Origin of the sequence: Streptantibioticus cattleyicolor NRRL 8057 = DSM 46488 (assembly GCF_000240165.1) — a bacterium.
GTDB lineage: Bacteria > Actinomycetota > Actinomycetes > Streptomycetales > Streptomycetaceae > Streptantibioticus > Streptantibioticus cattleyicolor.
This window is the reverse complement of the sequence record NC_017585.1, coordinates 669616-695686: the sequence shown is the minus strand read 5'-3', so window position 1 is coordinate 695686 and position 26071 is coordinate 669616. Positions and strand designations below refer to the sequence as shown.

The following is a 26071-nucleotide window of genomic DNA, read 5'->3' as shown; positions in this document are numbered from 1 at the left end:
GCCTCCGGGCGGGCCGGGGTGAAGTGGGCGACGCCGAGCCCGGGTCCGGCGTCGGCGAAGGCGGCTTCGCGCTTCCCGGTTCGGCGGGCCCCAGCTCGGTGGCGTCGATGGCGGTGCTCACCAGGCCGAGGGCGAAGTAGTCGTCGCCGAACTCGGCGAACACGGCTACGACGGGCTCACCACCGACGCCGTCGCCGCCCGCGCCACGGTGCACCGGCGCTGGGGGGACGTCGGCGGCCTTGCTCGCCGACGTTCTCGACGCGGCGTCCGACGACGGCTGGCAGTCACCGGACACCGGCTCGCTCGAAGGCGACCTGGCCGCCCCGAACGAGGAGATCCTCGCGGCCCTGACCGCGCAACCACCGGTCATGGCAGCCCTGATCGCCGCCTCGTTCCGCTCCGAGAAGGCCGCCCAGGCCCAACAACGGCTCTGGGAGGACCGGTACGCCTGCTGCGAAGTCATCGTCGGCCGGGCCGTCCACCGTGGCGAACCGCCCCCGCGCACCGACGCCCGGCACCTGCTCGTCGCGGCCACCGCACCGCTCTGCCACCAACTGGTGCTCCTCCGCACGGCACCCGACCCGCGACTGCCCGGCCGCGCGGCCAGAAGCGCGGCAGCCGCCGGTGCCTTCGCCGAGTCCCCGGCACATCCCCACACCGCTGACACAAATTCTCCGGAACAGTTCACCTCATAGGTGAACGCACGTCACCAACCCGGCACCGTTCGCCCTGTACACATGCGGACCGGCGGGTTCATACTCGCCTTCCCGGCCAACGGGCCGTGGATCACGTTTCGGCGGCGAAGTCTTCGCAGGCCGGCCGGGGCGGGTCGAGCCGTCGTCCACACGGATCCCCTCACCCGCCGTACCCGCGCGCGCACTTCGCCGTCCAGGCAACAGGGAGCACAACCCAGTGCAACTGTCCTTCGGCAGACAGCTGTCCGGCCTCGTCGGCGCGAGCGCCCTGGCGGTCGCGATATCCGTGGCGGGAACGACCGGGGCCCAGGCCGCGCAGCGGGTCGCGGGCGGCGAGTGCGGTCAGGTCGGCGTCGAGTACTCGGTCGACGGCGGCGCGACCTGGACGACCCAGGGCCGGGTCGGCGGCGACACCGCCCCCAAGACGTTCCAGGTACGCCTTTCCGGCCAGGTCACCGAGGGCTGCCAGTACCCGGTGTCGCTGGCCGCCTACAACACCCAGGGGGCCACCTGGGAGTCCTCCGGCGAGCAGAAGTTCCTCGGCTGGGACACCACCGTCCTCAGCAGCGCGAAGACGCAAGCGACGCTGGACGTCAGCGCCTACCCGGTCTCCTGCTTCGGCCAGATCGACCTGTACAACAACGGCAAGAAGTTCGACGGCGTGCAGAACCCGCTGCCGCACTACCCCGACGGTGTCTTCCCGCACGACCTGATCACCGCCTGGAACGGCGCGGCCCCGTGCGCCTCGCCGACGCCCTCCGGCACCCCGTCCGGCAAGCCCAGCGCCTCGGCGAGCGCCTCCACCTCGCCGTCGCCGAGCGCCAAGCCGTCGACTCCGGCCACCACGCCCTCGGCCAAGCCGAGCGCCTCCGTCCCGGCCGGCGGCGTCCCGGCGCCCTCGGTGAGCCCGGTGACCGGCTCCACCGCCGCCCCGGTGGGCAAGCCCGTGGTCTCCCCGGTCTCCACCACCCCCAAGGGCAGCCTCGCCGAGACCGGTGGCGACTCCACGCAGACCACCGTGCTCGCCTCGGCGGGCGCTGCCCTGGTGGTCCTCGGCGGCGGTGCGGTCTACCTGACCCGCCGTAAGCGCGCCCACCAGAACTGACACAACATCAGGTCGGGTGGTGTTCCGGACCTCCCCGGAACACCACCCGTACCCGCCTCACGCCACCGGCACCGCCGCCCGCTCCCGCAGCAGCGACCCCGCCAGGTCGTCGGCCTGGCACCGGATCTCCGGGATCGCCGTGGTCTCCAGCAGGGCGCCACGGCGCAGCGAGCCCAGGGTCCACAACGGGGCCACCGGGTGCACCCGGCCGCCGGGAGAGGTCACCAGGCCGCCGAGCGGCGCCGGGGTGGCCAGCCCGGAGGCGAGCAGATCGACCACCAGCGGATCGTCGACCCGGGTCAAGTCGCCCTGCGCACCGGTGCAGTTGACCACCGAACGCACCCGCAGCCGCCGGCCGTCCGCCAGCGCCACCTCGATCGCGTCACCGGCGACCTCGGCCCCGGTGATCGTGCCCTCGCCCACCGAGACCAGCCCGGCGTCCACCGCGGCGGCCAGCGCCCGGGCGCTCACCGGCGGCACACGGTGCCGGTGGGTCTCCCACAACCGCAGGTCCTCCCGGAGGAACCGGGCCCGGTCGGCCTCGGACAACTGCTGCCACAACGCCGAGGTGACCGGCCGCAGGCTGTCCACCCCGCACCGCCAGTCGCCGTGCGCCCGACGGCACCCGGCCACGTGCCGCAGCACCGCCCGGCGCAGCCCGGTCAGCCCCGCCCCGGCGTCCAGCCTCGGTGCCGCGTGCGGCGCCACCGGGTGGTCGGCGTGCGGCTGCGGAACGAGTCCGTGGCGGGAGACGGCGTGCACCACCCGCCCGGGCCCGCGCACCGTCAACGCCACGTCCACCATGGTCAGTCCGGTGCCGACCAGCAGCACGTCACCGTCGTCCGGCACCCGGCCCAGCGCGCCCGGCGCCCACGGGTCGGCCACGAACCCGGGCCAGTCCCGCAGCCGCGGCGGCGCCCACGAGCGGTCCGGCGCGAAGTTCCCGAGCGCGAGCACCACGGCGTCCGCGCCGATCCGTCGCCCCGAGTCCAGCCGCAGCGTCACCGGGGCCCCCGCGCCGCCCGGCCGGTACGCCAGGCCGGTCACCCGGTCGGGAACCCGCAGCAGGCCGGGCGCGCCGGGCAGGCCGCGCGCCGCCTCCAGCGTCTCGCCGAGATACCGCCCGTACAGCCCGCGCGGTACGAAGTCGGTCGGGCCGGCCCGGCCGTCGAGCCAGCGCACGAAGTGGCCGGGGTCGTCCCGGTGCGCGCTCATGCCCTGCGCCGGGACGTTGAGCAGATGGTGCTCGGCCGGGGTGCCGAAGGCCAGCCCGCGGCCCTCGGCGCCGGGGCCGATCAGGGTGACGCGGATGTCGTCGTGCCCCTCCAGCGCCGCGTGGTGCAGCAACCGGGTCGCGGTCAGCGTCCCGGCCGCCCCCGCGCCCACCACGGCGATCTCCCGCGGCCGCGTCACCGTTCACCCTCCGGCACCTGGTAGACCCGGCGGATGCTGCTGCCCAGCCGGGCCACGTCGGCGCCGTAGACGTGCAGCGAGATCGCCTTGCCGGGGCCGCCGTTGCGTACCCGGTGGATGTCGCCGGGCGGGGCGAACGCGGCCACCTCGCCGACCCCGTTGACCACGTCACCGGCCCGGGCCAGCCACGAGGTGCGCCCGTCGGTCAGCAGCCGGTAGCGCCGCTCGTGCTCCTGGCCCTCGTGGACCCCGGTGACGCACCACGAGACGTGGTCGTGCACCGAGGTGCTCTGCCCCGGCAGCCACACCAGCGCGACCAGCGAGAAGCTGCCGTCGGGTTCGCTGTGCAGCACGTGCTGCCGGTAGCGTTCCGGGTCGCCCTCGCACTGTTCGGCGGTGAGCAGCCCGGCCCGGCCGAGCAGCGGAGCGAGCAGTTCCGCGACCAGGTGGGCGGTGGACTCCGGCGGCAGACCGCGCCGGACGACCTCGCGGACCCCGGCGACCAGCGCCTCGATCCGTTCGGTGGTCCTCGCGGCGACCGCGCCGGACGCGGTGGAGGTAGTCATGACGCCACCGTCGGCCCGCCCCGCCCGCCACGTCCAACGACGGATTCTTGGGCCCCCGCCAACCGCCCGTTATGGGTCGCGCGACACGCCGTCAGCAGCCGTCCCGGGCCGCCGCGACCTCCTTGAGGGCGTCGAGCACCAGCGCGGTCGCCGGGATCCGCAGGTGCTCGCGGAGCACCTGGGCGCAGACCCGGCGCCGGACGTGCGGCTCCACCGCGCGCCCGGTGACCTTGGCGTGGGAGAGGAAGGAGAGCACGAGCGCGGGCATCAGCGCAATACCCGCGCCGACGGTCACCAGGGACTGTACCGCGAGGTTGTCGTCGGTGGTGAAGACGATGTCGGGGGTGAAGTTCTCCTCGGCGCACACGTGCAGGAAGTTGGCCCGGCAGCGCGGGCACCCGGCGATCCAGCGCTCACCGGCCAGTTCGCGCAACGGCACCGCGTGGCGCCGGGCCAGCGGATGGCCCACCGGCAGCAGCACGGTGAGCAGATCCTCCATCAACGGCACCTCGACCACCTCGTCGGGCACCTCGGTGCGCAGCCCCGGGTAGCCGAACCCCAGGGCGATGTCGCAGTCGCCGCGCAGCAGCCGGTGCACCGACTCCGGCGGCTCGTCCTCCAGCAGCTCCACCCGGATCCCCGGATGGTCCACCAGCAGCCGGGCGATCGCCTCCGGCACCAAGGTGGCGTTGGCGCTGGGGAACGCGCACACCCGGACCCGTCCGGAACGCAGGCCCGCCAGCGCGCCGAGCTGCTTCTGCGCCGCCGCCAGATCGCCCAGGATCACCTCCGCGTGCCGGGAGAGCGCCTCCCCCGCCTCGGTCAGCCGCAGCCCCCGGCCGACCCGGGTGAACAGCGGTACGCCGACGGCCCGTTCGAGCGCCTTCATCTGCTGGGTGATCGCCGGCTGGGTGTACCCGAGGGACCGCGCCGCCGCCGAGTACGAACCGACGCGGACCACTTCGTGGAAGGTCGCAAGGTGCCGTGAGTCCAGCATTCCCGGATCATAAGCAGAAGTTGGGAGGCCGTTCGACCGACCCGCACCCCGCTCCGCCCGCCCACGCGGAGAACCGGCCACCCACGGCCCGGCCCCCGGTCACACCCCGGACTCCGCCGCTCTGATCGTGCGGCGCAGGATCTCCCGGGCCTCCGCGATCCGCGCGGAACGCTCGTCCAGGGCCCGCAGTTGACCATGGAGCGCGTCGAGCACGCCGGGGCAGGGCAGCACGCTGGTGGCCGTGGTGCACGGCAGCACCTGGCGGATCACCCGGGTCGGGAGCCCGGCCGCCGGCAGCGCGCGGATGCGTCGTACGTCGTCCTCCGCGCCCGCCGCGTACCGACGGTATCCGTTGGCACCGCGTTCCGGACGCGGCAGCCCCACCCGTCCGTGGTAACGCGGCAGCCGTTCGCCGGTCCCCGCCCGGCCTAAGCTACGCCACCGCCCCCGTACCGGCGGCAGCAGCCGACGAAATCGCGCACCACCGGGTTGGTGTCGTCCGCCGGGGACCAGGCCACGCCGACCCGGCTGGGGGTGACGCCGGTGACCGGGCGGTAGACGATGCCGGGGCGGGCGTAGAAGCGGGCGGCGGACTCGGGGGCGAGGGCGATGCCGTATCCGTTGGCGATGGCGCTGAGCCATTCGTCGGGCTGGTCGGTGACGGCGCCGACGGTGACGGGGCGGCCGTCGCGTTCGTCGGCGGCCAGCCAGTAGCCGCGCCAGCGGCCGGTCTCCTCCGGGGCGGCCACGAACGGCTCGTCCCACAGCTCACGGAAGGGGATCACCGCACGGCCGGCCAGGCGGTGCGACGCGGGCAGCGCGACGCACCGGGCCTCGGTGAAGAGCGTCTCCACCCGCAGCGCGTCCTCGCCGGGGAACGGCAGCCGCAGCAGGGCGACATCGACGTCACCGGCGGCGAGCCCGGCGGACGGGTCCGACCAGGCCGCCTGCCGCATCTCGGCCCGCCACCCCGGTCTGCGGCGGGCGAACGCCGCCACGATCCGAGACGTGGCCTCGTTGGCCGCGCTGGCCAGGAAACCCACCCGCAGCACCCGCGCCGAACGCGCCGCCACCTGCCGGGTCTCCCGCAGCGTCCGCTCCCACTCGTCCAGCAGCCCCGGCGCGCGCTCCGCCAGCGCCCGCCCCGCCTCGGTCAGCGCCATCCCGGCCCGGGACCGGATGAACAACGGCGTCCCCAGCCCCGCCTCCAACTGCCTGATCCGCTTCGTCAGCGCCGGCTGCGAGACGTACAGCCGCTCCGCCGCGCCGGTCAGGCTCCCCTCCCGCGCCACGGCGACGAAGCAGCGCAGCAACCCGGTGTCGACATCCATGCGATCAGGTTATGGAGGACGGTATTGGACGCCGACCCGCCCCCCTGACGAGGCTTGCCGTGCACCACGGCACCGCCCGCCGACGCATCCGGTGCGTCCGGCCCGAAGGGGGAAGATCCGTCATGCCCATCGCCTACCTGGTCGTCACGCTCGTCACCGCCGCCGTCAACCTGACCGACGCCGTGGCGAGTTTCCTCAAGGCCGGGTTCGTCCTCGCCAACTCGGCCGAAGTCGGCGTCCCGCGCTCCTGGCTGTCCCGGCTCGCCGTGCTCAAGGCGGCCGGCGCCGCGGGGCTCGTCCTCGGACTCCTCGGCCTCCGTCCGCTCGGCGTCGCCGCCGCCACCGGACTCGTCCTGTTCTTCACCGGCGCCGTCGTCGCCCACCTGCGCGCCCGCGTCCTGTACAACATCGCCTTCCCCGGCGCCTACCTCGCGCTGGCCTGCGCCTCCCTCGCCCTGGCCGTCGCGCGCTGACGCGCCCGGCGTGGTTTGCCCCCGGGGTACGCGCCGTGCGAGCCTGGCGCACGACGTACCGCTCGCAGTGAAAATCGTCGTGGAAAGGGTTCCTCGTGACGCTCGGCATGGTTCTCGGCGACGCCTCCTCCCGCGCTGCGACGCGGGAGCGGTAGCCGCATCCGCCGAACCACCCGGGCCGCCCACGCACTCCTCGTCGCAGCGCGTTCCGTGCCCCCGCACGTCACGCACCCGAGGAGTACCCGGTGTCCACCGACCGCCGGAACGAACACATCACCTGGACCGAGGAAGGCGTCGCGCACCACGCGCCCTGGCACTCGGAGAACGGCACCCCGGCACCGCGACGCGTCGTCCTCGCCGACGACCGCATGAAGGCGGCGACCGCCCACCGGCTCGCCCGCCACGGCACCGCGCTGTTGTGGCGCGGCGACTACCACAACGCCCGTCAACTGCTGCACGCCCTGGCCCGGCGGATCGACCGCGCCGCGCCCACGCCGGAACCGGATGCGGACCCGGCGCGGGCGTTCCACCGGCACCGCCAGGCCCGCCGCCACCGCGCCCGCGTCCTGGGCATGCTGTTGGTCCGCCTCGCCGGCGACCACACCCTGGCGCTGCGCCGGGCCCCCGACGTCCGCCGGGCCTGCGCGCAGGCGTACGGCCCGGCCCGGGGACCGTACGTGGTGTCGCTCACCGAACTGCTGGGCGTGCTCGGCGCGTTGGGGTGGCGCGAGAAGGGTGTGAAGGTGCCCGCGCTCGGCGCCCGCCTCCACCCCCACTACGGTGTCTTCGCACCCGTCCGGGGCGAGTACGTCGACCTGGTCGCCCGCGCACCGCTGCCGTCCCCCGGCGGCCCGGGCCCGCGCACCGCCTTCGACCTGGGCACCGGCACCGGGGTGCTCGCCGCCGTGCTGGCCCGCCGGGGCGTCGAACGGGTGGTGGCCACCGACGCCGCGCCGCGCGCCCTGGCCTGCGCACGGGAGAACGTCGCCCGCCTCGGCCTCGCCGGACGCGTCGAGGTGCACGGACCGGCGCTCTACCCGCCGGGCCGCGCCGCACTCGTGGTGTGCAACCCGCCCTGGCTGCCCGGACGTCCGGTCTCCACCGTCGAACAGGGCGTCTACGACCCCGGCGGCGCGATGCTCCACGCCTTCCTCGACGGCCTCGCCTCGCGTCTGCTCCCCGGCGGAGAAGGCTGGCTCGTCCTGTCCGACCTGGCCGAACGCCTCGGGCTGAGGGCCCGTCAGGAACTGACGGACGCCATCGCGTCGGCCGGGTTGCGTGTGGCCGGCCGGACCGACACCCGGCCACGCCATCCGCGCGCCGCCGACCCGGACGACCCGCTGCACGCCGCGCGGGCCGCGGAGGTCACCTCGTTGTGGCGGCTGACGGTGCGACGTCCTACCGACGTCCCGGAGTTGACGCCTCCCGACGGCGGCCGAGCGTACGGCGGTTGATGAGCATCACCCCCGCGATCCCCAGCGCGCCGCCGACCAGCGCCAGCGGCGGCGGCACCTCACCGAGCCACACGAAGGCCACCACCAGCGCCACCGGCGGCACCAGGTACAACGAGGCGGTGGAGGAGGCCACCGACAGCCGGGCCACCGCGTACCCCCACGACACGAAGCCGATCGCCGACGGCAGCAGCCCCAGGTACACCGTGGACGCCGTGGCCGCCACCGGCGCCGTGGCGAAGCCGTGCACCATCGCGGGGAGGAGCGGCAGCAGGAAGACCGTCCCGGCCCACATCGCGTAGCAGGCGACCTCCAGCCCGGTGTAGCGGGCGAGCAGCGGCTTGGTGGCGAAGTGGTACACCCCCTGCACCACGGCGGCGGCCAGCACCACCCACGCCGACGTGGTGTAGCGGGCGTGCCCGCCGGCCACCGCGATCACCGCCGCGCCGCTGATCGCCACCGCGCTCCCGGCGATCTGCGCCCACGTCATCCGCTCGCCGAGGAAGACCGCCGCCAACAGCACGCTGAACACCGGCGCGATGGCGATCAGCAGGCTCGCCGTCCCCGCCGGGACGTGCACCTCGCCCCAGTTGAGCAGCACCTGGTACGCGGACATGCCGGTGGCCCCGCACAGCGCGATCATCGGCAGGTCACGGGCCCGGGGCCGGCGGACGCCCAACGGCCCCGCCGCGATCGCCAACGCCACCGAGGCCACGGTGAGCCGGCTCAGCGAGAGCCCGGCGACCCCGTAGCCGTCCAGCCCGACCCGGATCGCGGGGAAGGCCGAAGCCCAGGTGACAACGGTGAGGACCAGCGCCCAGACGGCTTTGGAGAGCTTCACACGGCGGACATCGGCATCCGCGGCGCCCGGATCGAGCGGTGAACGGCCGCTCGGCCGCAGGCCGCCCCTCACCGGCCGCCCCGTACGACGACCCCGGACAACGGGTCGGCAAGCGGTGGCCAAAACCAGTCGAACGGGCGACGTTCACTGGTGTTCTTCGCAAACCGGGTCCCATAACCTTGAGTCCGGCATCCGATGTGTACGGTGCCGGCGTTGTCACCCGGATGAACGAGGCAGAGCGCTTCCATATGACTGATCCCGGTTCGACGAAGATCCTGATCTACGCGTTCAACTACGCGGACCGCATGCTGGAGGAGGTTCCCTACCTACGGTACTCGGCCGAACGCAGTCTGTGTTTCCTCGGAGATCTGCGTGACCCGGGAACCCGGTTGGTGGTGATCACCTCGGAGGCCGTCGACCCCGCCACCCTCGACTACCATCTGCGGGACGTCTTCCGGTTCGACGAGCCGGCCCTGGCGGACGTACGGCGGCGGCTCACCCTGCTCACCCCGGCCTCCCGCGCCGCCCGCCCGCTGGACTCGCTGGTCCTGGAGGACGAGGCACTGGTCGAGACGTTGCGCCGGGCGGTCGCCGAGCGGCCCGCGGGGACCATCGTGGACTTCTCCGCCTCGCCCGCGACGGACGAACTGGGCCGCCGGACCGGCGCGACCCCCGAGGAGGGCGACCATGCCTTCGTGGCCCGGTGGGGGAGCAAGAGCGGCGGCAAGGAGATCTGCCTACGCGCCGGGGTCGCGGTCCCCGGCGGCACCTCCGAGGTGCTGCGCAGCGAGGCGGAGGTGGTCGAGGCGATCCACCGGCTCTCCTGCGGCACGGCCGCCGCGCGGCGCGCCATGGTCAAGCTCGACGCCATCACCTGGGCCGCCTCCATCGGCAACGTCCTGATCGACCGCGACAAACTCCGGCACACCGGCGACCTGGTCGGATCGGCCGAGGTGATCCGGCTCCCCGCCGAGGAGTTCCGCCGCGAACTGGCCGAACAGGGTGCCATCGTCGAGGAGTTCCTGGAGGAGATCACCGACTCCCCGAGCGGCCTCGGCCACATCGAACGGGACGGCACCGTACGCGTGGTCGCCTGCCACGACCAGGTGCTCAGCGGCGGCCAGTACTGGGGCTGCCGCTTCCCCGCCGACGAGCGGTGGCGGCCGGAGATCACCGACGCGGTGCGCCGGACCGGCGAGGTGCTCTCCGGACTCGGCCACCGCGGCGCCTTCGGCGTCGACTTCGTGGTCGCCGGGGAACGCGGGCTGCTCGCCGTCGAGATCAACCTCCGCAAGGTCGGCCCCAGCCACGTCGTCCGCTACGCCGAGGCACTGGTGGGCGCGCGGGTCGGGGCGGACGGCATGCTGCGCGGCGCCGACGGCCGCCCGGTGTACTACACCCACGGACGGCTGCTGGAACCGGAGACCCTCGGCAAGCTCAACCCGCGTACCGCGGTCGAACGGCTGCGCGCGGAGGGGCTGTTGTACCGCCACGACACCGGCGAGGGCGTCGCCCTGCACGTCCTCGGTGCCCTCAACGCCTGCGGCTTCGTCGAGCTGACCGCGCTCGCCCGTTCCCCCGAGGCCGCGGACGGCTACTCGCGGGCGGCGCAGGCGTTGCTGACCGGGCCGTACCCCAGCGCCTGACCGCGGCGGGCCGGGGAACGCACGTCTGCGCGGGCCGGGCGCTGGTGCGCCCGGCCCGCGCAGACGTTCAGGCCGCCGGTCAGCCGGCGCCGTCGAAGGCGTCCCGGAAGACCTCGGCGATCAGCTCCGGGTCCTCCACGCCCACCGAGATCCGCAGCATGTCCCGGTGGAGCCCGCGCGACCGCAGCTCGGCCCGCCCCTCGGGGGTGGAGAGCAGATCGAAGTGGGCGATGAAGATCTGCGGCGACGCCATGGTGAACTCCGCGCCGAAACTGGGCCCCTTGGCCACCGCGAGCCGGTCGTAGACCCGCTCCAGGGGCACCCGCAGATCCACCATGAGCAGCCCGCCCGGCGCGTCCGAAAGGCGTTCCACCTTGCGGTAGTTGGCCTGCGACGCGGCATCGTACGGCCAGCTCACCGCGCGCACCGCGGACTGCCGCTCCAGGAAGCCGGCCAGCGCCACGGCGCCCGCGTTCACCCGCTTCATCCGGTCGCCGTAGTCACGGATCCGGGCGGCCACCCGCGCGGCGTCCCGGTGGTACGGCACGTCGCCGAAGCGCCGCAGCCCCTCCCGCAACTGGGCCGCCCACGGTGACGCGGAGCCCACCACAGCGGCACCCATCAGCACGTCGGCCGAGCCGGTGGCGTACTTCGTCAGGCTCTCGCAGACCACGTCGGCGTACCCGAGCACGTCGACGTTGTGTGGGGTGGCGATGGTGGCGTCGAGCACCAGCGCGCAGCCGGCCCGGTCGGCGATCTCACGCAACGCCGGGACGTCCGGGCAGCGCAGACTCGGGTTGCTGGGCAACTCCGCGATGATCCCGGCGAGTTGACCGGGGTGCGCGGCGACGACCCGGGACAGCGCCGCGAGGTCGAAGGGGTCGGGGACGGTGACGTGGTCGGTGCCGAAGAGCCGCTTGTCCAGCAGGCTCATGGTGTCGAAGAAGATCCAGCCGAGCTGGATCCACCGGCGGCGGCCGGCCGGGCGCTGGAGGTCGGTCACCGCCGCGACCGCCGCGGCGACCGCGTTCATGCCGCTGTTGTGGAGCGACACGTCCGCCGGGTCACCGGCGCCGTACGCGGTGGCGAGCGCCGACCGGACGGCCTCCGCGGGCTCCTCGGAGACCGCCTCCTCGGCCTGCCGGGCCTCGATCAGCCCGGCCTCCAGCAGGACGTCCTCGGCCTCGCGGGAGGTCAGGTGGGCGCCGGTGTGCTGGACGTGGCCGCGCACCGCGGCGAGGGCCGGATCGTCCTCGGCGACGCGCACCCCGCGCACCCCGGACGCCTCGAAGACCGCGCCCGGGGCGAGCCCGGCGTAGGCCGCCGCCGCCTCGGCCGCGCGGACGGAACGGGTGAGCACCAGGTCCTGCGCCCGCCCGCCGACCGCCCCGGCCACCAGGGCGGCCACCCGGGCCACGTACGGATGGGTACGGAACCGCGGATACCCCCAGGCGATGCGGCGCAGCGTCGCCGGGTCGCCGGATTCGAAGCCGATGACCGACCGCACGTCCGGGATGGACACGGAGACCGAATGCACCGAGCCGGGGACCGGCCGGGGTTCCGCCGGGGAGCCGGCGCTCACTTGCCGATGCCCACGAGTTCCCGCACGCCGTCCCAGTAGCGTTCGACCAGTCCGAGGAATTCGAAGACGCCCTCCTCGAACTCGGCCCGGGCCGCCTTCGATCCGACGTACGGTGCGATCGCGTTGAAGACGGAGTTGCTGTGGCCGACCTCGACGTCGATGTGGAGCTGCCAGAAGTGGCGCAGGTCGTCGTCGTACCCCTGGTTGCGCAGGCCGTCGTTGATCTTCGAGACCATGATGGAGGACATGGTCTCGTCGGCGTAGAGCGCGCCGAGCGCCTTGTTGATCGACGTCTCGGTGTACAGGTGCCGGATGCCGTCGTTGAGCTGCCGGGTGACCTCCAGCGGCTGGTAGCCGTCGAGGTGTTCCTTGTCGATGCCGATCCGGGCGAGGAAGTCGGCGAAGAGCGTGGAGTGCGTCGGGTCGCTGCCGACCTCGTCCGCCACGTTGAGGATGATCTCCCGCAGGATCATCTCGTCCCGCGTCTTGACGGCCATCCCCGTGATGTAGAAGGGGAGGTACCGGAAGAAGTAGTAGCACTCGCTGAACAGGTGGCGTTCCTGCTCCGGGTCGAGTGCCGTGGTGCGGTAGGCGTTGAGGAACGGGTGCTCGACGCCGCGGTGGGACGCGATCCGGGCCAGCATTCCGTCCAGGTATTCCTTGATTTCCGGGTCGGCCACGGCGATGCGCCGCCGAATTCCCGGCTCTACGTGGTCGAAGTGCTCCCACACCGGCTTCGAGGTGGATTCCGGGGTGTTCAGGTCGGTCATTCTGGTTTCCCTCACCTGTCGCGCTCGCCTGACGTTGTGCGGTGAATTGGCGCCGTTCCCTCGTGCCGTCAGTCCTTGATGGCCCGTGCCGCCGACACTTCGGCGTTGTCCCACCAGCGGTCGTCGGCCGCGAGTTTCCTGCTGAGATCGCGTTCGCCGGCCCACGTCATGTTCAGGATGATGCGGGTGGTGTCCTCGCGCAGCGGAATCGTGCGGTGCAAGGTGGTGTCGGTGCGCAGAAAGTACACGTCACCCGATTCGAAGTGGTAGGTGTCGATGGGGTTCTCCACCAGATACCGGTTGATCTGCGGGGACGCCTTGTCCCAGGTGGTGTGCGGGACGCACTGGAGCAGGCCGCCGACGTCGATCGGCGGGGCCTGGAGCACCCAGATCAGCGCGAAGCTGAAGTCGCCCCAGTGCCAGCCGTGGGTGTCCCCGCGCTGTTCCTGGCGGGTTATCAGAAACTCTTCGTCGGCCTTGGGGCACGGGTGCAGACGTTCGCCCGCGATGGCCTCCAGCGGCGCGAGGAGTTCCCGGTGCGCGTAGAGCCCGGTCACCAACTCGCTGTTGGCCGCGATGGTCTCGCTGGGCACCACCGACATCGAGCGGCGGGTGTAGTCGGTGGTCGCCAGCCGCAGATCCCGGCGCTCCGCGTACTGGTCGAGGAGGCGGTCGGCCTCGGCCCGGACGAGTTTGCGGGTATGGGGTTCGATCAGTTCCGTCACCGTGACGATGCCGAACCGGTGGAAGGCTTGCGACAACCGCCGGATGTCGTCCTTTTCGAGGGGTGCGCACACGTCTTTGAGTTCCTGCCGGTTACTGCCCACGATGAATCTCCGATGCTCGCGTATGCGGTCGGCTGAAATGATCATAGGGGGGCCTGGCGAGGGGTGCGCGACCACACTAGGCACATTCCGGTCCGCCTACAACCCCCGCTCCAGGGTTCCCCGGTGAGTCAGGTGTTAATTCTGTCAGCAGGAGACGTCCAGCGTTGCCGGAGATAAGTTCCGGCCATCCTGTCCGGGCGGAAAACCGATCGTTTCCGGCCGACTCCGCGGGTCACCCGCGTCCCAGCCGTGCCGGATTTCCGGTGCCGCACGGCGGCCGAGCTGGGCCCGGGCCCGCGGGTGCGCCGGCGGGCGGCGCGGACCGCCCTGTCCGGTCCTTACTTCGACGGAATATGCCGCTGTACTCTGTTCCCTCTTGCTGAGACTTCGACTTCAGGTATCGGAGGCGAGATGTCCGGCACGACACACCACCACGCGACGTTTCCGGCGGTGGAGGCGGCGGCCTTCACCCGACGCCACCTCGACGACCTGGCGGCCGGCCTGCTCGGCACCGTCCGGGTGCCGGGGTTCTTCGGCCGGCCGGCGCTCGACACCATGCTGACCTCGCTGCACCGGGTGCCCGTGGTCAGCTTCGACCTCGACCGCATGCACCACCCGATGGCCCGGTTCGGCACCGCCCTCAACGACTACCGCACCCCCGAACTCGCCCTGGACGCCGACCGCTACTGGCACGACGCGGACACCGCCCGACGGCAGTGGGCTGGGATCGGTATGACACCCGACCCGCTGGAACTGGCGCTGGACGCCCTCGGCCGGGCCTGGGGCGTACGCCCCGCACCCGCCACCATCGGCGGCCGGCCCGCCTTCGTCGGCATGCTCCGCGAGGTCAACGACGGCACCTTCATCCACTACGACGACATCAACCGGGAATACCGCGGCGGGCTCTTCGACCAGAAGATCGTGGCCCAACTCGCCTTCAACGCGTGGCTCGCCGCTCCCCGCGAAGGCGGCACCACCACCGTGTGGCGCCACCGCTGGGAACCCGCCGACGAGAACCGCCGGCACGGATACGGCTTCCAGCCCACCGCGGTCGCCGACGACCCGTACGTCACCGTGGCCCCGGCCGCCGGCGACGCCCTGCTGTTCAACGCGAACAACTACCACGTCGTCCATCCCGGCGCCCCGGGCCAGCGGCGGATCGCCCTCGCCTGCTTCCTCGGCGTCACGGCCGGCGGCGAACTGGTCGTCTGGTCCTGAAGGGTCCGTCCCCGGCGGCGGGCCCGCGGGCGGTGCGGCCGGTCAGCGCGTGGTGTAACCGCCGTTGACGAAGAACGTCTGCCCGGTGGCCCACCAGCCGTCGGTGAGGAGGAAGACGACCCAGGGCACGATGTCCTCGATCCGGGTCAACTCCCCGTTGAGCGCCGAGGACTTGTGGAAGGCGATCGCCTCCGGCGACTCCACGGGGTAGAAGAACGAGGTGTCCATCGGGCCCGGGGCGATGTTGACCACCGAGACGTTGCGGCCGTACATCTCCTTGGCCAGCGCCCGGGTGAAGTGCTCGACGGGTGCCTTGCTGCCCGCGTAGACCGAGTACAGCCCGGTGAAGGCGGCCAGCAGCGAGGTGACCACGGTGACGATCTTCCCGCCGTCCTCGATACGCCGGGCCGCCGCCCGCATGGTGAAGAACGCGGCCTTGGCGTTGACCGCGAACATCCGGTCGTACTCCGCCTCGTCCACCTCGGCCAGCGGCTTCTTCAGCACCATCCCGGCCGTGTTGACGCTGTGGTCGAGCCGCCCGAAGCGCTCCACCACCTGGTCGAAGGCGCGCTCCACCTGATCGACCCGGGTCAGGTCGGCCTGGAGCGCGAAGGCATCACCGCCGGACGCCGTGATGTCGTCCACCACCTGCTGGGCCTGGGCCGCCGAGGAGTCGCTGTTGTAGTGCACGGCGACCCGGACGCCCTCGGCGGCGAGCGTACGGCTGATCAGCGCGCCGAGGTTGCGTGAGGCACCGCCCACGAAGGCGGCCTTGCCGCGCAGTGTCCGGTCCGGGATGTTGGCCATGGCATCGCTCCGGTCTGTTCGAGCTGGGCGTTTTCGGCCACTATGCGTCACGGTCGGGTGGCGGAACGGTGTGCAACGCCCGGGGGCACACGGTTGCGGGTCGGCGGGACACCCCCTGGGGTACGGCGGTCACCTGGCCGCGCCGGTGTCCTGACCGCGCCGAGAGGGGCCGGTGTCGGCCGGTTGTCGGCGCCGTCGGCGGTCTGTCGGTGGTCTGTCGGTGGCGGCCGGGACGGTGGATCTCGTCGGCGGCCGGCCACGGCGGGCCACCGGCACCGCGAAGTGACCGGCGGGGGCGTCCGCCCAGCGGTCCGCGATCAGATGGGAAGCCCCCATGACCACCGACATCACGATCATCGGCGCCGGACTCGGCGGCCTCACGCTCGCCCGCGTCCTGCACGTCAACGGAATGGCGGCCACCGTCTACGAGGCCGAGCCCTCGCCGACGGCGCGTTCGCAGGGCGGACTGCTCGACATCCACGACTACAACGGGCAGATCGCCCTCGAAGCGGCCGATCTGATGGACGAGTTCCGCGGCATCGTCCTCGAAGGCCGCCAGGCGATGCGCATCCTCGACCCGGCCGGGAACGTCCTGTTCGACAAGGCCGACGACGGCACGGGGGGACGCCCCGAGGTGCAGCGCGGCGAGCTGCGGGAGATCCTGCTCGACTCGTTGCCGGCCGGCACCGTCCGGTGGGGGCACAAGGTCACCGGCGTCCGCCCGCTCGGCGGGGGCCGCCACGAGGTGACGTTCGCCGACGGCAGCACCATCGCCACGGCCCTGCTGATCGGCGCGGACGGCGCCTGGTCACGGGTACGCCCGCTGCTGTCGGACGCCACGCCCGAGTACACCGGAAAGTCGGTCGTCGAGACCTACCTGTTCGACGCCGACGCCCGGCACCCGGTCGCCTCCAAGACGGTCGGCAGCGGGGCGATGGTCGTGCCCGCCGAGGGCCGGGAGATCTTCGCCCACCGGGAGCGGGACGACACGCTCCACGCGTACCTGGGGCTGACCGAGCCGCGGGAGTGGTTCGACGCCATCGACTTCACCGATGGCGCCACGGCCGCCGCACGGATCGCGCGGGAATTCGACGGCTGGGCGCCGGAGTTGACCGCGCTGATCACCGACGGCGACACCGCGCCGATCCTGCGCCCGCTGTACGCCCTGCCGACCGGGCACCGCTGGGACCGCGTGCCGGGCGTCACCCTGCTCGGCGACGCCGCCCACCTCGCGGCCCCCAACGGCGAGGGCGCCAACCTCGCCATGCTCGACGCGGCCGAACTCGCCACGGCCCTCGCCGCGCACCCCGGCGAGGTCGAGGCCGCGCTCGCCGCGTACGAGCAGGCCATGTTCCCCCGCGGCGCCGAGGCCGCCGCCCTGCACGGCGACGAGGACCGGGGGACCGGCTCCGCCGACAACTCGGTGCACGCCTTGATCGCCGAGTTCGCCGGGGACGGGCCGACCCGGTGACGGCCGCGCCACCGCCGCCGGAGGCAGGCCCGGCCCGGGCTACTTCCGGGGCGGGGGACCGATGAGGCCGCGGACGTACTTCTGCGCCTCGTAGTCGGACGCGGTCGCGGTGTGGACCCCGCCGGGGCCGCGGTGGTGGGCGCGGCAGAGCCACTGGAGGTTGTCGGCGGATTCGATCCAGGCGCCGATCTGTTCGGGGTCGGAGATGCCGGGGTAGTCGTGCTCCAGCCAGGCGAGGTCGACGCCGTTCTGGAGGCTGAACTCCACGTGGCTGTGGTGGAGTTCGAGCGGGTGGGTGAGGTCGCACTCGCTCATGTCGCCGCGGTGGACGCCGATCGCGCACTGCGCGGTGGCCTCGGTGCGACGGCGGAACGCCTCGAAGTCCTTGAAGTGGGGGTCGCTCTCACGCGGGGCGTGTTCGGGGTAGTGGACGGTGTACCGGTGGGTGATGGCGTGGTCGTGGGCGGCGACGGGCGATCGCGGGTCGCGGCTCGGAGGGACCTGCCGGTGCTTGGTGGTGTGTCGGGTCACGGGCGCTCCTTCGGTGGTGCAGGAGCGGCGGATCATGCGGTGGAGCGGCCGTCCTGGGACGGGGGCCGCTCCAACCGGGCCGCTTATACCGGGTTTGTGCTCGCCCCACGGTACGTTCTACCGAGCCACCGCCCGAGTTCACCCGAACGAGCGATGATCACCGGGACGCCGACGGTCACCAGCTCTCGATGGCGTACGCCACCCCCTCGGCCGTCGTCTGGAGGCTCACCTTGACGACGTCCGGCGACAGGTCGACGTCGACGGTGCCGCCCGCGGCGGACACCTCGACGGTGCGCTCGCTGCTCCAGGTACGGCCGTCGTGGATGGCGACGCGGACGGTCGCGCGGGCCCCGGGGTCGCCGATCCGGTCCATCCCCAGGTGCAGCCGGCGGTTTCCGGCGGCGGACCAGGCGGTGCCGTGCGGCACGAGCGCGACGGTGGGCTGCGCACCGGGGGTGACGGTGCCGGAGTGCCACTGGGGCATGTCGTCCTCCGTGGGGGGTGGGGTGGGACCGGGCTGGAAGGAGAGCGTCCAGTCCCGCAGGGCCTGGGTGCTGTCGAGGCGGCAGTAGTCGCGGTCGAGGCCGCCCTCCTCGCTGTACTGGTGGAAGAGCCACGACGCCTGGATCCCGGGGTCGCCCGCGCCCCGGCCGGCGGTGGCGATCCACAGGAAGTCGCCGTAGTAACCGGTGGTGTCGATGGTCCGCCAGTAGTCGGTGTTGCAGTACATGCCGACCGGGTTCCGCGGCAGCTTCGACTTCACGTAGCGCAGCCACGCCTCCTTGTACGCCAGTTGCCGGGACGCCGGGACGCCCTGGTTGGCGGAGTCGTACCCCTCCCAGTCCAGGCACGCCATGTCCCCCGGTTTCCAGGCCACTTGAGCCAGGAAGTAGTCGGCCTCGGCCTCCACCGCGTTGTCCATGTGCGGGTAGTGGTACGCGCCCCACACCAGCCCGGCGGCCTTGGCGTGGTCCCGCTGCGCCACCCATTCCGGGTTGACGTAGGACAGCCCCTCGGTGACCTTCACGAAGACGAAACCCAGACCGGAGGTGTCCGGCGCCGACGACTGGTACGAAGCCCAGTCCTGCCCGTAGATACCCATCATCGGCCTCCCTCGCCGAGCCGGGCCACGCCGCGCACCGGCTCCACCGGTGTGTTACCCACGATCGGCCCGTTCGGCACAACTGCCGTGCTGATCAACGCCCTTGGGAGAAGCGCGCATATTCCCGCGGAACCTGCCCGAAAACATCCCCCGCGCCGGGGACGTTGCGTAGTCTCGCTGTCACCTCCGGATGACCGGCGGCCCTGCCGGGCCTTCAGGGAAGAGGGGTTCGCGCGTGCCCGGAATCGACGAGTGCGTCAGGGAAGCTATGGGTGTGCCCGGGGCGCGCAGTGCCGCGGTGATCGACTGGACCAGCGGCCTCGCGCTCGGCGCCGACGGCGACCCGCCCGGCGCCGACCACGAGACCGGGTGCGCCGAGATCGCCGAACTGGCGCGGCTGGCCGCCGAGAACACCGTCTTCGCGCCGCCCCCCGCCACCACCACGCCACCCCACCAGGTGCCCGTCGAGGACCTCGTGGTGACCACCGGCGACGGCTACCACCTGGTGCGCTTCGTCGACACCGGCTTCGACAGCAGTGTCTTCCTCTACCTGTGGCTCGACCGGGGCGCCGGCAACCTGGCCCTCGCCCGCATCCGGCTGCGGGAACTCGCCGGACGCCTGGTCCTGGCATGAGCGCCACCACCACCCCGATGCTCCGCCGGCTGGCCGCCGAGGAGGCGACCGGCGCGCTGCTGTGCGACACCGGCACCCTCTACCTCCACGGCGGTCGCGTGGTGCACGCCGAGAGCCCGGCCGCCCCCGGCGTGGACGTCCTGCTCACCGCGTGCGGACGCCTCACCCCCGACGACTGGCGGCGGGCCGTCGACCGGGCCGGCGCCGCCCGCCGGGTCGGGCCCTTCCTGGTGGAAACCGGCCAACTCACCCTGGGCGAGGCCGAGTTGATCCACCTGGCGGCGATCTACGACGCGGCCTACTTCGTGCTCGACCCGGCGGACGGGCCCACCCGTTTCCGGCGGGGCGCGGCCCACTGGTTCGGCACCGTACGCCCGGTGGACGCCGGATCGCTGGAACGCGAGACCCGCCGCCGCCGTGATCTGCTGGACGCGCTGTGGCCGGTGCCGCAGACCGACACCGCGCCCGTGGTACGCCGCACCCTGCCGCAGGCACCACCGGTCACCCGACGCCAGCGCGCGGTGCTCGACCTCGCCGACGGCGTACGCACCCCCGCCGCCATCGCCCGGCTGCTGGGCCGCCCGGCGTTCCACACCCTGGTGGACGTGCGCCGGCTCACCGCCGCGGGACACCTCGACACCCCCCGCGGTCCGTACCCGACCGCCCCACCGCCGTTCCCCGCCTGGGCCGGTGCGGTTGCCGGCGACCCGGACACCGCGCTGCTGCGCAGGCTACGTGACGCTTTGGAGACGAGACTGTGACGTCCCGGACCGCCCACCCCACGCCCCCCGCGCCGTCATGAGGCGTGCCCTGAGACAGCGTGCCGGAAGGAGACAGCTCATGGCCGCCCGACCCGACGTGCACGACGAACTGCGCCGGCTGCGCGCCCGACTGCCGGGCCTGACCGGATCGCTGGCGGCCAGCTCCGACGGGCTCCTCATCGCCCACGACACCACCGCCCCCGCCGAGGCGGAGAGCCTGGCCGCGCTCACCGCGGTCGCCCTGGAAGTGGGGCGCAGGCTCACCGGCACCACCGGGGCGGGCGCCTTCCGCGAACTGCTCGTCCACGGCACGGAGGGCTACGCCGCCACCTACGCCGCGGGCACCACCGCCGTACTCACCGTGCTGGCCGGGCCACGTGCCAACGTCGCCCGCATGCACCTGGAAGGACGCCGCGCCGGCACCCGGATCGGCGAGCTGGTGGACGGCCCGCGCACCCCGCCCCCGCCCACCGGCGCCTGACGCATCCGTACCCGACCGCACCACCGACCGACCGGAAGGACGCGCACCACCATGAACACCGAAGCCGCGCTGAAGGAAGCCGTCACCGCCATCGAGGGGGCCGTCGGCGCCGCCCTCGTCGACTACACCAGCGGCATGGCGCTCGGCACGATCGGCGGCGACAAGCAGTTCGACCTCACCGTGGCCGCCGCGGGCAACACCGACGTGGTACGCGCCAAGATGCGCACCATGGAGATGCTGGGTCTCCAGGACGAGATCGAGGACATCCTGATCACCCTCGGCAGCCAGTACCACCTCATACGACTGCTGCGGAACCGCTCCGGCGCCGGCCTCTTCCTCTACCTGGCGCTGGACAAGGTCCGCGCCAACCTGGCGATGGCCCGGCTCCAACTCCGCAGGATCGAGAAGGAACTGGAGATCTGAACCGGCCGGGAACGACGGCGGACACCGTGCCGGGGCCGGCTCGCCCCCGGCACGGTGCCGGCCGCTCAACCGCCGTCCACCACCGGCTCCCCGGCCGGCCGGCCGCACCCGAACGCACCCGCCACGAAACACTGCCGGTACGCCTCCCGCGTCCCGGCCCGCAACGCGTCCTGGAGCGCGCCCGGATCCGGCCGCCCCCCGGCCGACCAGCCGCGCCGCAGCAACGACACCGCGAACCCGGCGAGGAAGGCGTCACCGCACCCCATGGTGTCCACCACGCGTTCCGGCGCGGCCACCCGGCGGGCGGGCATCGACACCGTGACCCGGCCGTCGTACACCACCGCGCCCTCCACCCCCCGGGTCGCCAGCGCCAGCCCGGCCCCCCGGCCCACCGCGTCGGCCAGCACCACCCGGGTCGCCGCCTCGTCCAGATGCGAACACGACAGCAGCACCAGATCCGCGTACGGGCAGACGCGGTCGAGGTATCCCGGGGTACGGAACTCCTCCTCGCTGGACAGGTCCAAGGTGACCAGCGGACCGGCCCCGGCCAGCTTGGGCAACTCGTCCTCGGTGCCCGCGTACACCCCGCAGTGCACCAGGTCGAAGGAGGCCGCGTACGACAGCGCCGCCCCGTCCAGCACGAACGGTTCGCGCACGGTCACCCCGCCGCCGTTCCAGCCGAGGAAGACCCGGTCGCCGTCGCGGACGTGCAGCGTCGACACCCCCGTCTCGCCGGGCCGGACCACACAGTGGTCGAGGGCGACCCCCTGGGCGGCGATCGCGGTGCGCAGGAAGCCGCCGAGGGCGTCGTCACCGAAGACCCCGAGGTAGGCCGCGTCCGCCCCGAGCCGGCGCGCGTACACCGCCACGTTGACGCTGTTGCCGCCGGGGTAGTCGATACCGCGGTCGACGAACCGGTCGACGGTGTTGTCACCGAAGCCGAGGACTCTCATTGGCTGCTCCTGTGGCTGACCCGGCGCACCGGCGGACGCGCTCAGTAGTCCATGACCCGGTAGTAGCGGCGCAGGTCGAGCGAGTGGTCGCGGACGCGTTCGAGGTGCTTGCTGACCCGGTCGAGCACGGTGTCGAGCACCAGCGGCGCCAGCAGCGGGCGGAACCGCTCGCTGATGCCCTCCAGCGGGTAGTCGCGGGTGTCGAAGACGGTGACGTCGTCGCTGACCCGGCGGGCGAAGGCGATCGCCCGGTCGGTGAGCGGACGGCTCTCGTCCTCCCCCTGGAGGACCAGCACGCTGGTGTCACGCTCCAGCAGCTCCAGCGAGCCGTGGAAGAACTCGGCGCTGTGCACCCGGGTGGTGCGCAGCCACTGCATCTCCTCCAGGATGCACATCGAGTACAGGTAGGTGAGACCCCACAGGTTCCCGGCGCCGATCAGGAAGTGGTAGTCGGTGTCCTTGTGGGCCTCGGCGAACGCGGACGCCACCGGCTCCGCCCGCTCCGCCACCCGCACCAGGATCCGCGGGATCGCGGCGAACTCGTCGGCGAACTCCTCGTACCCCTCGAACTCCCCGCGCCGCGCCAGCAGCCGGCCCATGAACAGCAGCAACTGCATGTCGAACGGCCACGTCTTCGGCTCGGTGAGCAGCACGGTGTCGACCCCCCGGGCCACCGGCGAGTCGGCCACGCCGGTGAAGCCGACGGTGTACGCGCCCTTGGCCCGGCAGAACTCGATCGCCCGCACGCTGTCCTCGGTGGTGCCCGACACCGAGGTGAAGACGGCGACCGAACGCTCGCCGAGCCCCGCGTCACCCGCGGCCACCAGCTCCGCCGCGATCGCGGAGCGCACCGGCAGCGTCGAGGTGCGCCGGGCCAGGTGCTCGTACGGCCACATCTGGGCGTAGGTGCCGCCCGCGCCGACCAGGAAGAGGTTGTCGAACCCCTGGTCCACCAGGCGGTCGACCAGCTCCTCGATCCGCGGACGCAGCGCCACCGCGCTCGCGATCTGGCGGACGAACTCGGACTCGTCGAACTTCAGCATCGAATTCCCTTACAGGTATGGGTGGTTGGAACGGGAGAAGTCAGACCGGACGGCGCCGGGAGAGCAGCACGTTGACCCCGGCGACCAGCAGCCCGCCGAGGAAGATCAGCGTGCCCATGACGTTCACCTGCGGCGGCACCCCGGTGCGCCCGGCGCTGTACACCCACAGCGGGAACGTCACCGTGCGGCCGGCGTTGAAGCTGGTGACCACGTAGTCGTCGATGGACAGCGCGAAACACAACAGCGCCCCGGAGACCACCCCCGGCAGCAGCGCCGGCAGCGTCACCAGCCGGAACGCCGTCCACGGACCCGCCCCCAGGTCACGCGCGGCCTCCTCCAGCGACGGATCGTGCCCCGCCATCCGCGCCCGCACCGTGATGCTCACGTACGGCACGCAGAACGCCACGTGGGCGACGACCACCGTCCAGTAGCCGCGCGGCACGCCCAGCGTGATGAACAACGACAGCAGCGCCGCGCCCAGCGCGATCTCCGGCGCCGCGATCGCGGCGAACAGCAGGAAGTCCACCGAGCCCCGGCCGCGGAACCGGTGGCGGCCCAGCGCGTAACCGAGCGGGGTGCCCAGCGCGGTGGCGACCACCGCGGTGATCAGCGCGATGGTCACGCTGTTGACCAGGGCCCCGGTCAGATCCGGGATGGCGAACAGATGCCGGTACCAGGTGAGGGTGAACCCCTGCCAGGTGAAGTTCACCTTGCCGCGGGTGTGGTTGAAGCCGAACAGGATCATCACGGCGATCGGCAGCAGCAGCCAGGCCAGCACCAGCCAGGTGTAGACCCGCAAGCCCGGTGCCCGCCGCCGTCGTACGGGGTACGTGGTCATCGCGCCGCCGCCTCCAGCACGTCCCGGGTGCCCAGCGCCCGGGCGTACCCGAACACCGCCAGCAGCAACGCCGCCATCAGCACGAACGACAGCGCCGCGGCGCCCGGGTAGTCGAGGTTGGTGAAGTACTCGGTCTGGATGACGTTGCCGACCATCGTGGCCGACGGGCCGCCCAGGATGCTGGCGTTGACGTAGTCGGCGGAGGCCGGCACGAAGGTGAGCAGCACCCCGGCGAAGACCCCCGGCAGCGACAACGGCAGCACCACCCGCAGGAAACCCTGCACCCGCCCGGCGTACAGATCGGCCGCCGCCTCGGTCAGCCGGGGATCGAGCCGCTCCAGCGCCACGTACACCGGCAGCACCATGAACGGCAGGAAGTTGTAGGCCAGCCCGCCGATCACCGCGTACGGCGTGGCGAGGACGTGGAAGTCGCCCGGCAGCACCCCGAGGCGCTTCAGCGGCCCGAGCAGCACCCCGTTGTCGGCCAGCACCACGTTCCACGACTGGGTGCGGATCACGAACGACACGAAGAACGGCAGCAACACCGCGAACAGGTACGCCGACTTGTGCCGGCCGCCCCGGAACGCGATCCAGTACGCCACCGGATAGGCGATCACCGCACAGCACACCGTGGCCACCGCCCCGTACAGCAGCGAACGCAGCAACTGGACGTGGTAGGCGCGGACCACGTCGGCGTAGGTGCCGAAGTGGAACGTCTGCCGGAAGCCCTCGATGAAGTCACCGGTCTGCAACGACAGCGAGACCATCACCAGCACCGGCGCGACGAAGAAGGCGGCCAGCCACAGCCAGCCGGGGAGCACCAGCAGATAGGGGGCGAGCGCGGCCCCGGGCCACCGGCGGCGTCTCACGCCTGGTAGATCGGTTCGAACAGGGCGTTCCACCGCTTCTCCTCCGATTCGTCGAGCACCCGCAGGCGGCGCAGTTTCGCCTTGTCGGCCTGGGTGGGGAAGACCAGCGCACTGGTGCTCAGCGCGGTCAGCAGCGTGCGTTCGGTGCCGGTGGCCGCCGCCGCCCGGTCGGCGATGACCCGCTGCGCGGCCGGTACCGGGCAGACGAACTGCACGGTCTCGGTGATGCGGGCGGCGACCTCGGGCCGGTAGACGTAGTCCATGTACGTGAGGGCGTCCACCGGGTGTGCCGCCGAGGACGGGATGCACAGGTTGTCCGTCCAGATCAGGCCGCCCTCCTCGGGGATGACGAACTCCAGGTGGGAGCCGCCGCGGTTGGCCTGGAAGACATCGCCGGAATACACCAGCGACGCCCACAGGTCGCCGCGTTGCAGCGAGGACTGGTAGGTGGCGGTGCTGTAGGAGCGCACCACACCGGACTCGCGCTGCCCGCGCAGCCAGCCGGCCGCCTTGCGCCAGTCGGCCGGGGTGGAGGTCTCCGGGTCGACGCCCACCGCGAGCAGGGCGACGTTGCCGAGCTGCACCGCGTCGTTCCACATCCCGACCTTGCCGTGCAGCCTGGGGTCGAGCAGGTCCTGCCAACTGGTGATCCGCCGGCCGACCTTGGCCGGGTCGTACCCGATGCCGGTCATCCCGGACTGCCACGGCACGGTGTAGACGTTGCCGGGGTCGAACGGCGAGTTCTTGAAGACGGCGCCGCCGTGCGCGGCGAAGTTGGGCAGCCTGCGGTGGTCCAGCGGCACCAGGTAGCCCAGCTCGATGTACTTGGTGAGGTAGGTGTCGCCGCCGACCACCATCAGGTCGTGGCCGATGCCCTGCCCGGAGGCGAGTTCCGGCACCACCTTGCCGAACCAGGAGGCGTCGTCGTCGATCAGTTCGTTGTAGACGACCTTGATGCCGGTCTCCCGGGTGAAGGCGTCGAGCGTCGGGTGGTCGTCCTGGTTGGTGGGGGAGACGTCGATGTACTGGGTGTAGTTGGCGATGTCCAGCAGCCCGGCCCTACGCCTGCCCGACCAGTAGGAGCGGACCGCCGAGGCGATCTGCGCCGGGGTGGAGGGCACGGGCTTGCGGGCGCCGGGCACCCCGCAGGCGGCCAGGGCGAGCGCCGAGGCACCGCCGAACGCGGTACGCAGCAGGGCACGCCGGGCGGGACGCGGGACGGCGGAGGGGTCGGCCATGGTCT

General features: G+C 72.7%; 27 protein-coding genes and 1 pseudogene. 11 read left to right on the top strand and 17 right to left on the bottom strand.

Features of this window, described 5'->3' with window-relative positions; all coding sequences use genetic code 11:
* Positions 1-133 precede the first annotated feature (133 nt).
* Positions 134-695 (top strand): annotated as a pseudogene (locus tag SCATT_RS30735) (TetR-like C-terminal domain-containing protein); the annotation flags it as partial.
* Between the two features lie 217 nt (positions 696-912).
* A complete protein-coding gene (locus tag SCATT_RS30730; protein WP_014151485.1) occupies positions 913-1800 on the top strand; it encodes an LAETG motif-containing sortase-dependent surface protein in 888 nt (295 codons plus the stop codon).
* 57 nt (positions 1801-1857) lie between these two features.
* On the opposite strand, the gene SCATT_RS30725 is transcribed toward SCATT_RS30730, so the two are convergent.
* From SCATT_RS30725 to SCATT_RS30705, 5 genes are all read right to left on the bottom strand, one after another.
* Positions 1858-3213: an FAD/NAD(P)-binding protein gene (locus SCATT_RS30725; protein WP_014151486.1), complete on the bottom strand. Its 1356-nt coding sequence runs from the start codon at positions 3211-3213 to the stop codon at positions 1858-1860.
* Entirely contained in the window at positions 3210-3779 is a 570-nt protein-coding gene (locus SCATT_RS30720) for a cysteine dioxygenase family protein (RefSeq protein ID WP_014151487.1), read from the bottom strand. The genes SCATT_RS30725 and SCATT_RS30720 overlap by 4 nt, the downstream gene beginning before the upstream one ends.
* A gap of 91 nt (positions 3780-3870) precedes the next feature.
* Complete coding sequence (locus tag SCATT_RS30715) at positions 3871-4776, bottom strand: LysR family transcriptional regulator (RefSeq protein ID WP_014151488.1); 906 nt, start codon at positions 4774-4776, stop codon at positions 3871-3873.
* Between the two features lie 99 nt (positions 4777-4875).
* On the bottom strand, positions 4876-5160 hold the full coding sequence (locus SCATT_RS30710; RefSeq protein ID WP_014151489.1) for a MerR family transcriptional regulator: 285 nt from the start codon (positions 5158-5160) through the stop codon (positions 4876-4878).
* A 44-nt stretch (positions 5161-5204) separates the two neighbouring features.
* Positions 5205-6107 carry a LysR family transcriptional regulator gene (locus tag SCATT_RS30705; protein WP_014151490.1) on the bottom strand — a complete coding sequence of 301 codons (903 nt, stop codon included), beginning with the start codon at positions 6105-6107 and terminating at the stop codon, positions 5205-5207.
* A 122-nt stretch (positions 6108-6229) separates the two neighbouring features.
* On the opposite strand from SCATT_RS30705, the gene SCATT_RS30700 reads away from it, so the two are divergent.
* The gene (locus SCATT_RS30700; RefSeq protein WP_014151491.1) at positions 6230-6580 is read left to right on the top strand and encodes a DoxX family protein; all 351 of its coding nucleotides are present in this window, start codon (positions 6230-6232) and stop codon (positions 6578-6580) included.
* A 245-nt stretch (positions 6581-6825) separates the two neighbouring features.
* Complete coding sequence (locus SCATT_RS30695) at positions 6826-8034, top strand: N5-glutamine methyltransferase family protein (protein WP_014151492.1); 1209 nt, start codon at positions 6826-6828, stop codon at positions 8032-8034.
* On the opposite strand, the gene SCATT_RS30690 is transcribed toward SCATT_RS30695, so the two are convergent.
* Positions 7979-8872: a DMT family transporter gene (locus SCATT_RS30690; RefSeq protein WP_014151493.1), complete on the bottom strand. Its 894-nt coding sequence runs from the start codon at positions 8870-8872 to the stop codon at positions 7979-7981. The genes SCATT_RS30695 and SCATT_RS30690 overlap by 56 nt on opposite strands.
* A 224-nt stretch (positions 8873-9096) precedes the next feature.
* Between SCATT_RS30690 and besA the strand changes: the two genes are divergently transcribed.
* A complete protein-coding gene (gene besA, locus SCATT_RS30685) occupies positions 9097-10518 on the top strand; it encodes an L-propargylglycine--L-glutamate ligase BesA (protein WP_157894788.1) in 1422 nt (473 codons plus the stop codon).
* Between the two features lie 79 nt (positions 10519-10597).
* On the opposite strand, the gene besB is transcribed toward besA, so the two are convergent.
* The 3 genes from besB to besD all read right to left on the bottom strand — a co-directional run bounded on the left by besB (position 10598) and on the right by besD (position 13667).
* On the bottom strand, positions 10598-12100 hold the full coding sequence (besB, locus tag SCATT_RS30680) for an L-2-amino-4-chloropent-4-enoate dechlorinase/desaturase BesB (RefSeq protein WP_042507713.1): 1503 nt from the start codon (positions 12098-12100) through the stop codon (positions 10598-10600).
* Positions 12097-12870, bottom strand: a complete 774-nt coding sequence (besC, locus tag SCATT_RS30675) for a 4-chloro-allylglycine synthase BesC (protein ID WP_014151496.1) — start codon at positions 12868-12870, stop codon at positions 12097-12099. The genes besB and besC overlap by 4 nt, the downstream gene beginning before the upstream one ends.
* Before the next feature lie 68 nt (positions 12871-12938).
* A complete protein-coding gene (gene besD / locus SCATT_RS30670) occupies positions 12939-13667 on the bottom strand; it encodes an L-lysine 4-chlorinase BesD (RefSeq protein WP_014626850.1) in 729 nt (242 codons plus the stop codon).
* Positions 13668-14108: 441 nt separating this feature from the next.
* On the opposite strand from besD, the gene besE reads away from it, so the two are divergent.
* On the top strand, positions 14109-14915 hold the full coding sequence (gene besE / locus SCATT_RS30665) for an L-gamma-glutamyl-L-propargylglycine hydroxylase BesE (protein WP_014151498.1): 807 nt from the start codon (positions 14109-14111) through the stop codon (positions 14913-14915).
* A gap of 42 nt (positions 14916-14957) precedes the next feature.
* On the opposite strand, the gene SCATT_RS30660 is transcribed toward besE, so the two are convergent.
* The gene (locus SCATT_RS30660) at positions 14958-15722 is read right to left on the bottom strand and encodes an SDR family oxidoreductase (protein ID WP_014151499.1); all 765 of its coding nucleotides are present in this window, start codon (positions 15720-15722) and stop codon (positions 14958-14960) included.
* Positions 15723-16056: 334 nt separating this feature from the next.
* Between SCATT_RS30660 and SCATT_RS30655 the strand changes: the two genes are divergently transcribed.
* The gene (locus tag SCATT_RS30655) at positions 16057-17193 is read left to right on the top strand and encodes an FAD-dependent oxidoreductase (RefSeq protein WP_014151501.1); all 1137 of its coding nucleotides are present in this window, start codon (positions 16057-16059) and stop codon (positions 17191-17193) included.
* Positions 17194-17232: 39 nt separating this feature from the next.
* Here SCATT_RS30655 and SCATT_RS30650 read toward each other — a convergent pair whose 3' ends face one another.
* A complete protein-coding gene (locus SCATT_RS30650; protein WP_014151502.1) occupies positions 17233-17724 on the bottom strand; it encodes a hypothetical protein in 492 nt (163 codons plus the stop codon).
* Between the two features lie 175 nt (positions 17725-17899).
* The gene (locus SCATT_RS30645; RefSeq protein ID WP_231904920.1) at positions 17900-18829 is read right to left on the bottom strand and encodes a glycoside hydrolase family 25 protein; all 930 of its coding nucleotides are present in this window, start codon (positions 18827-18829) and stop codon (positions 17900-17902) included.
* Between the two features lie 232 nt (positions 18830-19061).
* Between SCATT_RS30645 and SCATT_RS30640 the strand changes: the two genes are divergently transcribed.
* From SCATT_RS30640 to SCATT_RS30625, 4 genes are all read left to right on the top strand, one after another.
* Positions 19062-19460, top strand: a complete 399-nt coding sequence (locus tag SCATT_RS30640) for a roadblock/LC7 domain-containing protein (protein ID WP_041823680.1) — start codon at positions 19062-19064, stop codon at positions 19458-19460.
* The gene (locus tag SCATT_RS30635) at positions 19457-20221 is read left to right on the top strand and encodes a hypothetical protein (RefSeq protein ID WP_014151505.1); all 765 of its coding nucleotides are present in this window, start codon (positions 19457-19459) and stop codon (positions 20219-20221) included. Before SCATT_RS30640 ends, SCATT_RS30635 begins: the two co-directional genes overlap by 4 nt.
* A 79-nt stretch (positions 20222-20300) precedes the next feature.
* A complete protein-coding gene (locus SCATT_RS30630; protein WP_014151506.1) occupies positions 20301-20702 on the top strand; it encodes a roadblock/LC7 domain-containing protein in 402 nt (133 codons plus the stop codon).
* 51 nt (positions 20703-20753) lie between these two features.
* Positions 20754-21125 (top strand): hypothetical protein, encoded by a 372-nt coding sequence (locus SCATT_RS30625; protein WP_014151507.1) that lies wholly within the window; start codon positions 20754-20756, stop codon positions 21123-21125.
* Between the two features lie 65 nt (positions 21126-21190).
* On the opposite strand, the gene SCATT_RS30620 is transcribed toward SCATT_RS30625, so the two are convergent.
* Genes SCATT_RS30620 through SCATT_RS30600 form a run of 5 tightly spaced genes read right to left on the bottom strand, consistent with a single transcriptional unit; the run spans position 21191 to position 26066 of the window.
* Complete coding sequence (locus SCATT_RS30620) at positions 21191-22078, bottom strand: PfkB family carbohydrate kinase (protein ID WP_014151508.1); 888 nt, start codon at positions 22076-22078, stop codon at positions 21191-21193.
* A gap of 41 nt (positions 22079-22119) precedes the next feature.
* On the bottom strand, positions 22120-23121 hold the full coding sequence (locus SCATT_RS30615) for an SIS domain-containing protein (protein ID WP_014151509.1): 1002 nt from the start codon (positions 23119-23121) through the stop codon (positions 22120-22122).
* Positions 23122-23161: 40 nt separating this feature from the next.
* Positions 23162-23959 carry an ABC transporter permease gene (locus SCATT_RS30610; RefSeq protein ID WP_014151510.1) on the bottom strand — a complete coding sequence of 266 codons (798 nt, stop codon included), beginning with the start codon at positions 23957-23959 and terminating at the stop codon, positions 23162-23164.
* Positions 23956-24828: an ABC transporter permease gene (locus SCATT_RS30605; protein ID WP_014151511.1), complete on the bottom strand. Its 873-nt coding sequence runs from the start codon at positions 24826-24828 to the stop codon at positions 23956-23958. The genes SCATT_RS30610 and SCATT_RS30605 overlap by 4 nt, the downstream gene beginning before the upstream one ends.
* Positions 24825-26066, bottom strand: a complete 1242-nt coding sequence (locus tag SCATT_RS30600) for a polyamine ABC transporter substrate-binding protein (RefSeq protein ID WP_014626846.1) — start codon at positions 26064-26066, stop codon at positions 24825-24827. The genes SCATT_RS30605 and SCATT_RS30600 overlap by 4 nt, the downstream gene beginning before the upstream one ends.
* Positions 26067-26071: the final 5 nt, after the last annotated feature.

Coding starts and splice junctions, on each gene's coding strand:
- SCATT_RS30720 (WP_014151487.1), bottom strand. CDS start 3,779: ATGACTACCTCCACCGCGTCCGGCGCGGTCGCCGCGAGGACCACCGAA.
- SCATT_RS30715 (WP_014151488.1), bottom strand. CDS start 4,776: ATGCTGGACTCACGGCACCTTGCGACCTTCCACGAAGTGGTCCGCGTC.
- SCATT_RS30705 (WP_014151490.1), bottom strand. CDS start 6,107: ATGGATGTCGACACCGGGTTGCTGCGCTGCTTCGTCGCCGTGGCGCGG.
- SCATT_RS30700 (WP_014151491.1), top strand. CDS start 6,230: ATGCCCATCGCCTACCTGGTCGTCACGCTCGTCACCGCCGCCGTCAAC.
- besA (WP_157894788.1), top strand. CDS start 9,097: ATGAACGAGGCAGAGCGCTTCCATATGACTGATCCCGGTTCGACGAAG.
- besC (WP_014151496.1), bottom strand. CDS start 12,870: ATGACCGACCTGAACACCCCGGAATCCACCTCGAAGCCGGTGTGGGAG.
- besE (WP_014151498.1), top strand. CDS start 14,109: ATGTCCGGCACGACACACCACCACGCGACGTTTCCGGCGGTGGAGGCG.
- SCATT_RS30660 (WP_014151499.1), bottom strand. CDS start 15,722: ATGGCCAACATCCCGGACCGGACACTGCGCGGCAAGGCCGCCTTCGTG.
- SCATT_RS30655 (WP_014151501.1), top strand. CDS start 16,057: ATGACCACCGACATCACGATCATCGGCGCCGGACTCGGCGGCCTCACG.
- SCATT_RS30645 (WP_231904920.1), bottom strand. CDS start 18,829: ATGATGGGTATCTACGGGCAGGACTGGGCTTCGTACCAGTCGTCGGCG.
- SCATT_RS30635 (WP_014151505.1), top strand. CDS start 19,457: ATGAGCGCCACCACCACCCCGATGCTCCGCCGGCTGGCCGCCGAGGAG.
- SCATT_RS30630 (WP_014151506.1), top strand. CDS start 20,301: ATGGCCGCCCGACCCGACGTGCACGACGAACTGCGCCGGCTGCGCGCC.
- SCATT_RS30625 (WP_014151507.1), top strand. CDS start 20,754: ATGAACACCGAAGCCGCGCTGAAGGAAGCCGTCACCGCCATCGAGGGG.
- SCATT_RS30620 (WP_014151508.1), bottom strand. CDS start 22,078: ATGAGAGTCCTCGGCTTCGGTGACAACACCGTCGACCGGTTCGTCGAC.
- SCATT_RS30615 (WP_014151509.1), bottom strand. CDS start 23,121: ATGCTGAAGTTCGACGAGTCCGAGTTCGTCCGCCAGATCGCGAGCGCG.
- SCATT_RS30610 (WP_014151510.1), bottom strand. CDS start 23,959: ATGACCACGTACCCCGTACGACGGCGGCGGGCACCGGGCTTGCGGGTC.
- SCATT_RS30600 (WP_014626846.1), bottom strand. CDS start 26,066: ATGGCCGACCCCTCCGCCGTCCCGCGTCCCGCCCGGCGTGCCCTGCTG.